Origin of the sequence: Sphingopyxis sp. (assembly GCF_036261875.1) — a bacterium.
Classification (GTDB): domain Bacteria; phylum Pseudomonadota; class Alphaproteobacteria; order Sphingomonadales; family Sphingomonadaceae; genus Sphingopyxis.
Map to the genome: position 1 here is coordinate 246536 of NZ_DATAJZ010000010.1, position 11608 is coordinate 258143.

Here is an 11608-nt window from a genome sequence, read left to right on the forward strand (position 1 = left end):
TCTGGTCCGTCATTGCGAGGAGCGCAGCGACGAAGCAATCTCCAGCCCGCGTTGATTCAGGATGGTAGTTGGAGATTGCTTCGCTCCGCTCGCAATGACGAGCGGGGTCAATCCACCGCCCCATTGCCAAGCCCCGTCATTCGCGCCATAGGGCGGCGGCCCTTTCCTCCCCGGGTCCACTGGCGCGTCCGCGCCGACCAAAGGGTGCTTGCATGACTGATTTCCTCGATCGCCACGGCCTTTCCGTCGATTCGCGTCTGGTCGATTTTATCGAAACCCGGGCGCTGCCGGAAACGGGGCTCGACGCGACGCGTTTCTGGGCCGATTTCGCCGCGCTGCTCGGCAAATTCGCGCCCGAGAATGTCGCGCTGCTTGCCAAGCGCGAGGATTTGCAGGCCAAGATCGACGCCTGGCATCAGGCCCGCGAAGGGCAGGCGCACGACGCGCAAGCCTATCAGGCCTATCTGCGCGAGATCGGATATCTCGTCCCGGAACCCGCGCCTTTCGCGGTCGGCACCGCGAATGTCGATGCCGAAATCGCGACGATGGCGGGGCCGCAGCTCGTCGTCCCCGCGCTCAATGCGCGCTTTGCCTTGAACGCCGCCAATGCGCGCTGGGGCAGCCTTTACGACGCCTTCTACGGCACCGACGCGCTCGACGCGCCGGCCGCGAAGCCCGGCGGCTATGATGCCGAGCGCGGCGCGGCGGTGATCGCGCGCGCGAAGGCTTTCCTCGACCAAGCGGTGCCGCTCGCAAATGGTGGCAAATGGGCCGACTGGCAGGGCGGGGAGCTGGCGCTTGCCGACCCGTCGCAGCTTGCCGGCACGCGCGACGGCGGCATCCTGCTCAAACACAACGACCTGCACATCGAACTGGTGATCGATCCCGCCAGCGCGATCGGCCGGACTGATCCTGCGGGTATCGCCGACGTGATCGTCGAAGCCGCGCTGACGACGATCATCGACCTTGAGGACAGCGTCGCCGCGGTCGATGGCGAGGACAAGGTGCTCGGCTATACGAATTGGCTCGGCCTGATGCGCGGCGATCTGGTCGAGAGTTTCGACAAGGGCGGCAAGGTGATGACGCGCCGCATGGCCGCCGACCGCGACTGGACCGCGCCCGACGGCACGGCCTTCGCGCTGCACGGCCGCAGCGTGCTGTTCGTGCGCAACGTCGGTCATTTGATGACGACGCCGATGATCCGGCTTCCCGACGGCAGCGAAGCGCCCGAGGGGCTCTGCGACGCAGTGATCACCAGCCTGTGTGCGATCCATGACCTCAAGGGGCTCGGCACCCTTCGCAACAGCCGTGCGGGCAGCGTCTATATCGTCAAGCCCAAGCAGCATGGGCCGGAGGAATGCGGCTTCACGAACCGGCTGTTCGACGCGGTCGAGGACATGCTTGGCCTCGCGCGCCACACGGTCAAGGTCGGGGTGATGGACGAGGAACGCCGCACCAGCGCCAACCTTGCCGCCTGTATCGAAGCGGTGAAGGACCGCATCGTCTTCATCAACACCGGTTTCCTCGACCGCACCGGCGACGAGATTCACACCTCGATGCGCGCCGGTCCGATGATCCCCAAGGGCGAGATGAAGGCGTCCGACTGGATCGCGTCCTACGAGGACCGCAACGTCCGCATCGGCCTTGCCTGCGGGCTCAGCGGCAAGGCGCAGATCGGCAAGGGCATGTGGGCGATGCCGGACCTGATGAAGGCAATGCTCGAAGCCAAGATCGGCCACCCGAAATCGGGCGCGAACACGGCATGGGTGCCGTCGCCGACCGCCGGGACCTTGCACGCGCTGCATTATCATGCGGTCGATGTCTTCGCCCGCCAGCGCGAGATCGCGGGCGAGGCGGTGCCGTCGCTCGACAGGCTGCTCGCCATCCCGGTCGCGACGGGGCGCAACTGGAGCGAGGCCGAGGTCACGCGCGAACTCGACAATAATTGTCAGGGCATCCTCGGCTATGTCGTGCGCTGGATCGACCAGGGCGTCGGCTGCTCGAAGGTGCCCGACATCGACGACGTCGGCCTGATGGAGGACCGCGCCACCCTGCGCATTTCGTCGCAGGCGCTGGCGAACTGGCTGCTCCATGGCGTCTGCACCGAAGCACAGGTCGACGCGGCGCTGGCGCGCATGGCGGCGAAGGTCGATGCGCAGAATGCGGGTGATCCGCTTTATGAAAAGCTGACGCCCGACGGGATTGCGTATCAGGCGGCGCGGGCGCTGATCTTTGAGGGGGTGACGCAGCCGTCGGGTTATACCGAACCGCTGCTGCACAAGTTTCGGCAGGCGAAGAAAGCGGCGTAACCCGTTCGTCGCCTCCGCCTCCGCGGGGGCGACGGTGGCATCCTGTCTTCGTCATTGCGAGCGAAGCGAAGCAATCTCCGGCTATCGTCCTGCATGAACGCGCGCTGGAGATTGCTTCGCTTCGCTCGCAATGACGATTCCAGCCAATGTCATCTCACCCCAAAACTGCCGCTTCGATACAATACGCCTTGCCTTCGCGCCCTATAAACCGGCATCTGATGACAGGGCAGGCAGGGGGCATGGCGATGGCGGCACCGTTCAATTTCGGGCAGCTCAAATTCCTGAAGGCGCTGACCGAGGCGCTGTTCCACGGCGCCGAGATGAAGATCACGCCCGATCAGGTCGTCGCCAACGTCAGCGACCTGTTCGCCAAGGTCGGCGGGACGAAGCTCGACGAGATCCGCCTGTCGCTGACCGCGACCGAAATCGTCCTCGGCCCGCTGTTCGTGCTCGCCGACGTCGGGGAGCGCGCGCGGCGGATCCGGAACCGGCTCCAGAACAGCAGCATCGATCTGTTTCAGGACATGGCGCGGCTGCGCGGCATTATCTACGGCTGCTATTACGGCCACTGGATGCCGGGCGACCAGGACGCCAATGCCGCGAACCCGGTGCACAGGCAGATCGGCTTTACCCTGCCGAAGCATCGCCATCGCGGTTCCGGCGAAATCGAGATCGCGCGCGTCGAAGGGCGCGAAATCGACCCCGCGCATATCCTCGACGCTTCGACGCTCGCAGACGAATATGACGTGATTGTCATCGGTTCGGGCGCGGGCGGCGCGGTCGCGGCGCATGGGGTTGCGGCGCAGGGCTACAAGGTGCTGATCGTCGAGGCCGGGCCCTTCTATCCTTCGCCGCGGATCAATCATCACGAGCTCGACATGGTCGCGAACCTGTTCAAGCATGGCGCGCTGCAAACCTCGACGAATCGCGATTTCGTAGTGTTCCAGGGGCGCTGCGTCGGCGGGTCGTCGACGATCAACAACGGTATCTGCCTGCGCGTGAACGAGGCGGGGCGGACGCACCCCGACGCGGTCGACGTGTTCGCCAGATGGGCGAGCGTCGGCGCGCCGATCGACGCCGATGCCTTTCACAAAAGCTATGACGCGATCCGGGACCGCCTCGGCATCGCGCCGATCGAGCCGCGCAGCGGGCGGCACAACGGGCCGCATTTGCTGAACGGCTGGCGCGCCTATGCCGCGACCTCGACCGATCCCAAGGACCAGCGCGCGGTTGCCGACTGGTTCGCGAAGAATTTCGGCCCGCCGCACACGCCGACCGCCTGCGCCTATTGCGGCTATTGCAATACGGGCTGCGCCTATGGGCGGCGGCTGGGGATGGCGCAGACCTATCTGCCCGACGCCTGCCGCGACCATGGCGCGCGCATCCTGCCCGGCACCAAGGCCGACCGCATCGTCTGGCAGACCGCGATCGACGGCCGGCGCGAGGCCGAGGCGGTGAAGCTGATCCTGCCCGATGGATCGCAGGCGCTCGTCCGCGCCCGCGTCGGGGTGATCGTCGCGGGCGGCACGATCGCTTCGTCGAAGCTGCTCAGTCGCAGCGACATCGACGGCACCGGCCGGCAGGTGTCGCTCAATATCGCTTCGCCGGTCGTCGCGCTGATGCCGTCCGGCGCCGGCGGCGATGCGTGGGACGAGGATCAGATGGCGACCTATGTCGACTGCGGCGACTTCCTGCTCGAAAGCCATTTCCAGCCGCCGATGGCGATGGCGTCGCTGATGCCCGGCTGGTTCGCCGACCATGCGGCGCGGATGCAGAATTTCGGCCGCGTCCATTCGGCGGGCATCCTGTTTCCCGCCGACCGGCGCGGACGGGTGAAGGACGGCAAGCTCAAATTCCAGCTCGACAAGGCCGAGGATCTGCCGCTGCTCAGCCGCGCGATGGCGACGCTGACCAAAGTGCATTTCGCGGCGGGCGCGCTCGAATGCTATCCCGCGCTCACCAAAGGGCAGGTGGTGACCCCCGGCATGGACGTCGATGCCTTTTTCGAGGCCGCGATCGAGGAGGCCGACGACGTCACCCTGTCGAGCAGCCATCCGCACGGCGGCAATGCGATCAACGAAGACCCGCGGCACGGCGTCGTCGACCCCGAATGCCGCGTTCACGGCACGACCAACGTGCTGGTGACCGACGCCAGCGTCTTCCCCACCTGCATTCGCGTCAACGCGCAATGGACGACGATGGCGATGGCGCATTACGCGACCGCGCGGGGCGATCCGTTCCGGTAACCTCTTCGTCATTGCGAGCGTAGCGAAGCAATCTCCAGCCTTCGGCGTCGCGCGAGGTCGATAGCTGGAGATTGCCGCGTCGCCTTCGGCTCCTCGCAATGACGGCTGCTTTTGTTTATGGGCGCCGCCATGACCTTCACCGTCGCCGCCCTCTATCGTTTCGCCGGTTTCGACGATCCCGCCGCCTTGCGCCAGCCCTTGCTCGATCTCTGCGCCGCGCATGGGGTCAAGGGCACGCTGCTCCTCGCCCGCGAGGGGATCAACGGCACCATCGCGGGCAGCGCGGACGGCATCGCCGCGGTGATCGCGCATATCCGCGCGCTTCCCGATTGCGCGAACCTCGACGTCAAATATTCGGCCGCCGCGGCGATGCCGTTCCGGCGGCTCAAGGTGCGGCTCAAAAAGGAAATCGTGACGATGAAGGTGCCGGGGCTCGACCCGGCGCGGGAGGCCGCGCCCTATGTCGACCCTGCCGACTGGAATGCGCTGGTCGACGATCCGGACACGGTGCTGATCGATACGCGCAACGGTTTCGAGGTCGGCTACGGCAGCTTTGCCGGCGCGATCGATCCGCAGACCAAGAGCTTCGGCGACTTTCCCGGCTGGTGGCGCGATCATGCCGCGGCGTTCGCGGGCAAGCGGATCGCGATGTTCTGCACCGGCGGCATCCGCTGCGAGAAGTCGACGGCTTTCCTGCGGGGCGAGGGCGTCGAGGATGTCGTGCATCTGAAAGGCGGCATCCTGGCCTATCTGGAGCAGATGCCTGCCGAGGAAAGCCGCTGGCACGGTAGCTGCTTCGTCTTCGACGAGCGGGTGAGCGTGGGGCATGGGCTGGCCGAGGTCGGGGAGAAGAAATGAAATCGTCACCCCGGACTTGATCCGGGGTCCCGCTTAGTGCCGTCGAGAAGCGGGACCCCGGATCAAGTCCGGGGTGACGAAGATGAGATCGGGTTCCGTTCTCTCACCCCACCGTCAGCGTATAGGTCACCCGATAGTCGCTCGCGTCCCCGGTCAGCGTCCTGGTGAACGTCCCCGGCTCGCTGCCGAGGTCGACGGTGCCGATATGATCGCTGCCGCCGATGTCGTCGAATTCGCGGAGCTGGAAGCTCACCGGCTGGTCGAAAGAGAAGGCCTTGTCGACGACCCAGCTTTCGCCCTTCTTGATCGAGAAAATCTCGCTCTTGCCCTCGGGAAAGCGCTCGCCGGTGTTGAAGCGCAGGAAAAGCTGGTCGGGCAGACCGAGCCCCAGCCGCCCGGTCAGCTTGACGCAATCGACGCGGATGTTCGAGAGGATATATTGGGGGCCGGCCGGCCGGACCGCTGCGGTGATCGCCGCCGGTGCGGGCGCTTTGGGGTCTCTGGTCAGCCTTGCGACGCCGTCGCTCGCCTGCGCCGCATATTTGCCCGCGGGAAATTCGGCGAGATAGGATTTGAACGCGCTTATGCTGTTGTCGGCGAGCGCGCCTTTCCACATCAATTCCTCCATCGCCGCGCGGTTGGCGGCGCCGGGGCGCGGGACGAGATAGACGGGTGTTCCGGTGATGCTGGCGCTGACGAACGGGCGCTGCAGCCCGCCGGTCGCCGCGAGCACATCGTCGCGGATCGCGCCGCCGAGAAGCTGGACCGGCAGGTCGGGCTGCGGCAGGCGTTTCGCGAGCGAGGTCGCGAAGGGCGAATTGGCGCCGCTTCCGTCGGCGGCGGTCTGCCCCGGCGCCGCCGCGAAGATGACGAGCACGTCGTCGGCCTCGACCCCCGCGAGCCCGGTCTGCACCGCGCGCGTCCCCGACCGCCAGCTACGACCGAAGGGATTGTTGCGGCACGAATCGAGAATCACCATGCGAATCTGCGCGCCCGACACCGATTCCATCAGCCGGTCGAGGTTGATCGCTTCATAGGGCAGGTCGAGGTCCGACTTGAGCTGCGCGTCGGTCGGGATCAGCCAGTTCTTGCCCTGCGCCTCGATCCCGTGCCCCGCGTAATAGACCATCGCGACATCGGCACCCTCGGCCTTGGCGCGGAAATCGCGCATCGCCTTCTGGAACTCGTTGACCGCAAGGTCCGCCGCGACGGTGACATCGTCGAACCCGGCGCTCCGCGCCGACGCGGCGACGAGCTTGATGTCGTTCGCCGGGTTCACGAGATGGCTGGTGTTCGCATAGTCGCTGTTGCCGATGATCAGCGCGACCTTGCGCGCCTCGGCGCCGGTCGGGGCGAGCAGGAAGAGCGTGGTGAAGAGGACAAGCCAGAATCGCGTCATCGCGCCATCCTTCCGTCAGGCGGCGGCGTGCGCCGCGCCATATTCGATCCAGCCAAAGGGGCGGGGGGTCTTGGGCATATAGGCCGCGCCTTGCCGCTCGACCGCGAAGCCCGCCTGTTCATAGGCGTCGCCGATCGGACGGGTCAGGTGGCAGTTGCCGCCGATGCGTTTCCACAGCGGCTCGATCCGCCGCTGCCATCGGGCGACTCCCGCATCGGGCGCGCCGCCATGTTCGAGGAAGAGCGCGGTGCCGCCGGGTTTAAGCACGCGGCGAATCTCGGCCAGCACCGCGGCCTGATCGGCGACCGAGCAGAGGGTGAAGGTCGTCACGACCGTATCGAAGCGCCCGCTCTCGAACGGCATCGCCTCGCCGACCCCGCCCTGGATGTCGGCGTCGATCCCGCGCGCCGCCGCCGCGGCGCGGCTCATCGCCAGCAGTTCGGGCGAGGGGTCGAGCCCGGTGAAGCTGTCGATCCGCATCGGATCGTAAAATTGCATATTGATGCCGCCGCCGCAGCCGAGTTCCAGAACGTCGCCCACCGCGTGCGGCACGACGCGGCTGCGCGCCTTCATGATCTGCCCTTGCGAACAGGCGCATTTGATCAGCCGCGGCACCCCATGACGTTCCCACCAGCTCGCCATTTTTCCGACTCCCCTTGGCGGCGAAGGTGAGCCTTGCTAGCGCGGTTGGCAACACCCATCTGTGCGGTCCCGCACAGGATCAGAAAGACCGTCATGCCCGCCACCCACCACACCAAGATGCTCATCCTCGGCTCCGGCCCCGCCGGCCTGTCGGCCGCCATCTATGCGGCGCGCGCTGGGATGCAGCCGATCGTCGTGCAGGGGCTCCAGCCGGGCGGGCAGCTCACCATCACCACCGACGTCGAAAATTATCCGGGTTTCGCAGAAGTGATCCAGGGTCCGTGGCTGATGGAACAGATGACCGCGCAGGCGACGCATGTCGGCACGAGCATGATCTGGGACACGATCGTCGATGTCGACCTGTCGCAGCGTCCGTTCAAGCTGACGGGCGACGGCGGCGACGTCTATCTCGCCGAAACGCTGGTGATCGCGACCGGCGCGCAGGCCAAATGGCTCGGCGTTCCGGGCGAGCAGGAACTCGGCGGCAAGGGCGTGTCGGCGTGCGCGACGTGCGACGGCTTCTTCTATCGCGGCAAGAAGGTCGTGGTGATCGGTGGCGGCAACACCGCGGTCGAGGAAGCGCTCTATCTCACCAACCACAGCGACGACGTGACGTTGATCCACCGCCGCGATCACCTGCGCGCCGAAAAGATCTTGCAGGACCGGCTGCACGCGAATCCGAAGATCAAGGTGCTCTGGAACAAGCGCGTCGAGCGCTTTGTCGGCGGCGAAGGCACGGCGGGCCTGATCGGGGTCGACCTGATCGACACGGTGACCGGCGAGGCGAGCCACGAACCGACCGACGGCGGCTTTGTCGCGATCGGCCACAGCCCCTCGACCGAGCTGTTCAAGGGCAAGCTGCCGCTCGACGACGATGGCTATCTGCAGGTGACGCCGGGCACGTCGCTGACGTCGATCCCCGGCGTGTTCGCGGCGGGCGACGTGACCGACAAGATTTATCGGCAGGCGGTGACGGCGGCGGGCATGGGCTGCATGGCCGCGCTCGACGCCGAGCGGTTTCTGGCCGAGGCGGAATATAAGGCGCTGGTGGAGGCGTAGAGGGGCGCGGAAGGGCCGTTAGCGGCCGGGAGCGGGCATAGGTAAGGATCATATTCTCTCCCCTTGAGGGAGAGATACGAAGGCTTGGCAGCTTGCTGCCTAGCCGAAGTTGAGAGGGGGTTTTGCGTCCGCTGGCGTCACACCCCTCTCCAAGCTTCGCTAGCTCCCAGGGGAGCAAGCTGCGCTATCCTCTCCCTCAAGGGGAGAGGAGGCTATGTCCCCTCCCCACTCCAAAGCGGTCAGCCCAGTCTTTCCAATATCCGCGCCGCCAGCCAATCGGCATCCGCTCCCGCAAAGCTGTGCGACCCGCTGTCCAAGCGTTCGACCTTTATGTCGCCCGGCCGGCAATTTTCCGCAAACGCCTGCGCAGTGCGGTCGCCGGTCGCGAGCAGGATTGTCGCCGGGCAAGGCAGCGCCGCCATCGCCTGGTCGAGCCGCGCGGGCAGGCTGTCCGGCGCGGCGGGCGGTTTCGGCTTACCGAGCGCCGACAGGCCGCGCAGCAATTTGCGGACATCGACCTCGCCCTTAAGCAAGCGGAGCAGGCTCCTCGAGTCTTTCAGCCGCGAAAGATAGCGCGCCCGGATTGCGGCGGCGGGGGGCAGGGCGGGTTCGTCCGCTTCCACCTCGCTCTCCTCGTAGGTCCATGGATTGGCGAGGATCAGCCCGCCCAGCGGCAGCGGCTGATGCAGCAGCAGCGCGCTCGCGGCGTCGCAATTGCCGAAGGCGACGATGCGCTCGACATGCGGCGCAGCCTCCCGGAAAGCGGCGATCGCGGCGGCGATGTCGGGGCCGCTGCTGGTATAGCCGCCGTTCGCGCCCTCGCTGTCGCCGATCCCGCGGCGGTCGAAGCGGAACACCGGATGGCCCGCGGCGGCGATGCGTTGCGCGAGCGCTGCCATGCCGCGATGCGCGCCGCTGCGGACCTCGTTGCCGCCCGAGACGATCAGCAGCCCCGTCGTGCCGGGCGCTTCGTCGAGGCTCGCGGCGAGCGTATCGCCTTCGCAGGTGAAGGTCAGATGATGCCGCATGTCCGGCTCCATGCGATGATATCGGCGGCGATCGCGGCCGCCATGGCGGCATCCTCGCCGGGCTCGGCGCGCAGCCAGAGCGGGGTGCCCGCGATGCCATCGGCGCCGAGGCCGACGCTGCGCAGCGGCTCGACCGGCTGCGCTTCGGCACGGCCGAGCTGCGCGACCATGGCAGGCGACAGGGCGTTGCCTGCGAGCAGCAATGGCGCAGCCTTTGCCGTCTCGTGCAGGCTGTCGAGTGACGATTCGACCCCCGCCTCGCGATCGGCGGCGACGCGCGCGCGCATCATCGTGCGGAGCAGCGACGCGCCGCTGACGGGCGCGAGGCGCCACCATGCGGCGGCCTGGACGCGGTGATCGATCAGCGCGCCGCCGCGGATCGACGCGACGATGACGCGGCCGGCGATGCCCGCGGCGAGATCGGCGAGCGCATCCTGCCAGCGAGCGAGGTCGACGTCTTCGAGCGCGACGAGGCTTTCATTCTGGCCGGGCAGGTCGGGCAGGACCACCGCAAAGCCCTCCGCTGCCAGCGCGCGCATCGCAAGCACCAGCGTGCGGCGCAGCCGGTTCGCTTCGTCGAACAGCGGCGGGACAAGCAGCACGGTGGCGCGGTGGGCGCCTGCGGGGGTGAGGCGCAGATGGTGTTCGGTGGCATCCGCCGCCATGATGCGCGTCCTCTTCTGCCGTCATCCCGGCGAAGGCCGGGATCTCGCCGTGGCGTTTCCAGCTACGGCGAGATCCCGGCCTTCGCCGGGATGACGGGATGGAAGGGAAGCGATGGCCGTCAACCAGCCACCTTGCGCTGCGAAAAAGCCAGCAGATGCCCATAGGTTTCGAAAATTTCGCCGTCGATCTCGTCGTCGTCGATGGTGATGCCGAGGCGGTCTTCCATCTCGGTGAGGACGGTCGCGACCGCCATCGAATCGAATTCGGGCAGCTCGCCGAACAGGCCGCTGTCATCGGTCAGCGCGGCGGCGCGTTCCTCGCCGAGGCCGAGCACGTCGGCGAGCAGGGCGCGGAGGGTGGCGTCGACGGTGTCGGTCATATGTCTTTCCTGATCAGCGAACGCGCAAAGGCTTTGAATGCCGGTCCCCATGCCGCGATGCGCGCCGGATTGAAAGCCTCGATGCGCCACAGCGGGTCGTGCCGGTTCATCCAGTCGCGCTTATAGGCGTCGTTGCCGGTGCCGAAATCGACCCGCGCCACGCCGTCGACCTCGATCGCATGGCGAAACAGCGCCGCCGACAGCAGGGTGCCGGGCGAGGCTTTCAGACTGTCCTCGACATGTGCGAGCTTGTGGATGAAGGCGGTGCCGTCCTCGACGGTCCAGAACTGCGCCGCGACGGGCCGCCCCTCGATGCGGGCGAGCCCCATGCGCAAGGCGCCGCGCGCCGCTTCGGCCTCGGCAAAGGCGCGGAGCAGCGCGGGGTCGCCCTCTTCGGGTTTCCAGCTCGCCGCGTAGATGGCTTCATAGGCGGCCCAGGCATCGGCGTCGAAGCGGGTGAAAAGCGCGATGTCGACGACGCCCTTCTTCGCTTTGCGCCTGACCGTGCTGCGGAGCGCGCCGGGACGGCTCTCCCACCAGAGATCGTGCGTCAGGCCCGTAAGGTCGAGCCAGTGGCGGTCGCCCGCGGGCGTCGCCCGAGCCCACCAGCCCGCCTTGCGGAGCGCGATGGCGAGATCGCCGGGCAGGCCATCGACCTCGGGCACTGGATAGAGCGTCAGGCGCGCGGCACGGCGCTTCAGCCGCGCGAACAGGTCGCTGAGCGCCCCGCCGCGCTCGCCGGGATGCGCCGGACCGTCGTAGAGCGGCCGGATGCCGAAGCTATACCAGCAGGTCAGCCCCGAAAAATGACCCGGCTTTTCAAGGTGCAGCGGCAGCCATGCCGATACCGCCCCGCAGTCGCCGCGCGCGTCGTGACGGCCTTGACCCGCGAAACCATGCGCCGCGAGCAGGTCGAACCACTCGGCGCGATCGAAGGGCGAGGCAAAGCCCGCCGCGCGCGCTGTGGCGGGCAGCAGGATATCATTAGCGTGATCTTCACCGTTCCCTTGCATGACCCAGCG

General features: G+C 67.2%; 10 protein-coding genes. 4 read left to right on the top strand and 6 right to left on the bottom strand.

Annotation, left to right across the window (positions count from 1 at the left end):
* Positions 1-212 precede the first annotated feature (212 nt).
* The 3 genes from VHO04_RS06290 to VHO04_RS06300 all read left to right on the top strand — a co-directional run bounded on the left by VHO04_RS06290 (position 213) and on the right by VHO04_RS06300 (position 5413).
* Positions 213-2309, top strand: a complete 2097-nt coding sequence (locus VHO04_RS06290) for a malate synthase G (protein ID WP_329627513.1) — start codon at positions 213-215, stop codon at positions 2307-2309.
* A gap of 218 nt (positions 2310-2527) precedes the next feature.
* Positions 2528-4555, top strand: a complete 2028-nt coding sequence (locus VHO04_RS06295) for a GMC family oxidoreductase N-terminal domain-containing protein (RefSeq protein ID WP_329627514.1) — start codon at positions 2528-2530, stop codon at positions 4553-4555.
* 129 nt (positions 4556-4684) lie between these two features.
* Complete coding sequence (locus tag VHO04_RS06300) at positions 4685-5413, top strand: rhodanese-related sulfurtransferase (protein ID WP_329627515.1); 729 nt, start codon at positions 4685-4687, stop codon at positions 5411-5413.
* Between the two features lie 103 nt (positions 5414-5516).
* Here VHO04_RS06300 and VHO04_RS06305 read toward each other — a convergent pair whose 3' ends face one another.
* A complete protein-coding gene (locus VHO04_RS06305) occupies positions 5517-6812 on the bottom strand; it encodes a caspase family protein (protein WP_329627516.1) in 1296 nt (431 codons plus the stop codon).
* Positions 6813-6827: 15 nt separating this feature from the next.
* Positions 6828-7454, bottom strand: coding sequence for a class I SAM-dependent methyltransferase (locus VHO04_RS06310; RefSeq protein WP_329627517.1), 627 nt, complete (start codon positions 7452-7454; stop codon positions 6828-6830).
* Between the two features lie 93 nt (positions 7455-7547).
* Between VHO04_RS06310 and trxB the strand changes: the two genes are divergently transcribed.
* On the top strand, positions 7548-8513 hold the full coding sequence (trxB, locus tag VHO04_RS06315; protein ID WP_329627518.1) for a thioredoxin-disulfide reductase: 966 nt from the start codon (positions 7548-7550) through the stop codon (positions 8511-8513).
* Positions 8514-8752: 239 nt separating this feature from the next.
* On the opposite strand, the gene VHO04_RS06320 is transcribed toward trxB, so the two are convergent.
* The 4 genes from VHO04_RS06320 to VHO04_RS06335 all read right to left on the bottom strand — a co-directional run bounded on the left by VHO04_RS06320 (position 8753) and on the right by VHO04_RS06335 (position 11599).
* On the bottom strand, positions 8753-9541 hold the full coding sequence (locus tag VHO04_RS06320; protein WP_329627519.1) for a hydrolase 1, exosortase A system-associated: 789 nt from the start codon (positions 9539-9541) through the stop codon (positions 8753-8755).
* Complete coding sequence (locus VHO04_RS06325) at positions 9526-10206, bottom strand: hypothetical protein (RefSeq protein ID WP_329627520.1); 681 nt, start codon at positions 10204-10206, stop codon at positions 9526-9528. Before VHO04_RS06325 ends, VHO04_RS06320 begins: the two co-directional genes overlap by 16 nt.
* 119 nt (positions 10207-10325) lie before the next feature.
* Positions 10326-10586, bottom strand: coding sequence for an acyl carrier protein (locus VHO04_RS06330; protein ID WP_329627521.1), 261 nt, complete (start codon positions 10584-10586; stop codon positions 10326-10328).
* On the bottom strand, positions 10583-11599 hold the full coding sequence (locus tag VHO04_RS06335; protein WP_329627522.1) for a GNAT family N-acetyltransferase: 1017 nt from the start codon (positions 11597-11599) through the stop codon (positions 10583-10585). Before VHO04_RS06335 ends, VHO04_RS06330 begins: the two co-directional genes overlap by 4 nt.
* Positions 11600-11608: the final 9 nt, after the last annotated feature.

Bases quoted from the DNA above. Each gene is read 5' to 3' on its own strand.
- trxB (WP_329627518.1), top strand. From the start codon at position 7,548: ATGCCCGCCACCCACCACACCAAGATGCTCATCCTCGGCTCCGGCCCC.
- VHO04_RS06295 (WP_329627514.1), top strand. From the start codon at position 2,528: ATGACAGGGCAGGCAGGGGGCATGGCGATGGCGGCACCGTTCAATTTC.
- VHO04_RS06300 (WP_329627515.1), top strand. From the start codon at position 4,685: ATGACCTTCACCGTCGCCGCCCTCTATCGTTTCGCCGGTTTCGACGAT.
- VHO04_RS06290 (WP_329627513.1), top strand. From the start codon at position 213: ATGACTGATTTCCTCGATCGCCACGGCCTTTCCGTCGATTCGCGTCTG.
- VHO04_RS06330 (WP_329627521.1), bottom strand. From the start codon at position 10,586: ATGACCGACACCGTCGACGCCACCCTCCGCGCCCTGCTCGCCGACGTG.
- VHO04_RS06335 (WP_329627522.1), bottom strand. From the start codon at position 11,599: ATGCAAGGGAACGGTGAAGATCACGCTAATGATATCCTGCTGCCCGCC.
- VHO04_RS06325 (WP_329627520.1), bottom strand. From the start codon at position 10,206: ATGGCGGCGGATGCCACCGAACACCATCTGCGCCTCACCCCCGCAGGC.
- VHO04_RS06305 (WP_329627516.1), bottom strand. From the start codon at position 6,812: ATGACGCGATTCTGGCTTGTCCTCTTCACCACGCTCTTCCTGCTCGCC.
- VHO04_RS06310 (WP_329627517.1), bottom strand. From the start codon at position 7,454: ATGGCGAGCTGGTGGGAACGTCATGGGGTGCCGCGGCTGATCAAATGC.
- VHO04_RS06320 (WP_329627519.1), bottom strand. From the start codon at position 9,541: ATGCGGCATCATCTGACCTTCACCTGCGAAGGCGATACGCTCGCCGCG.